Consider the following 691-nt stretch of genomic DNA (forward strand, 5'->3'; position numbering starts at 1 on the left):
GGATCAGGGGTGAGCGGCCCGCAGCTCATCCCCGGATTTCCAGAGCCCCCGCGATGGCCTTGAGCGCATGTTGTCGCGCCCCCTCAGCCTGGTCAGACCAGCCTCACGGAATAAGCCGATCCGCCCTCAGCTCTTCGAACAGGTCGAAGAGCCTGATCCGTCGCCACATAGCCAGTGAAGCCCAGCCGTCGGCTCTTCGACATGTCGGTCACCACCTCGATCGGCCGGCCGAGGTCGGCGTCAGTGTGCCATGCGGAGGCGAGCCGCCCGATGTCGGCTTCGACGAGACCGTGGCGCGCCGCGATCCCGGCCCAGAGCGGCGCGTCGTCCTGCATCTGCGCCTCCAGCGGGCGAGGCGCGCCGTCGAAGCCTTCGGCGGGGATGCCGAACCATTCGGCGAGGCGCGGCCACATCCAGCTCCAGCGGAAGATGTCGCCGTTGACGATGTTGAAAGCCTCGTTCCGCGCGGCGGGCGTCTCGGCGGCCCAGATCACCTGCGCCGCCAGTTGCCGCGCGTCGGTCATGTCGGTGAGCCCGTTCCATTGCGCCGCCGACCCCGGGAAGCGGAACGGCCGGCCGGTCTCGCGGCAGATCGTGGCGTAGACCGCCAGCGTGGTGCCCATGTTCATCGCGTTCCCGACCGCCTTGCCGATGACGGTATGCGGGCGATGCACGCTCCAGGTGAAGCCGT

At 69.0% G+C, this 691-nt stretch carries 1 protein-coding gene; it reads right to left on the reverse strand.

The window, feature by feature from the left end; genetic code table 11:
* Positions 1-92 precede the first annotated feature (92 nt).
* The coding region (locus C5F48_RS24340) for a Rossmann-fold NAD(P)-binding domain-containing protein (RefSeq protein WP_502525989.1) at positions 93-691 on the reverse strand (599 nt) is incomplete at its 5' end.

The organism is Cereibacter changlensis JA139 (genome assembly GCF_003034985.1).
GTDB lineage: Bacteria > Pseudomonadota > Alphaproteobacteria > Rhodobacterales > Rhodobacteraceae > Cereibacter > Cereibacter changlensis.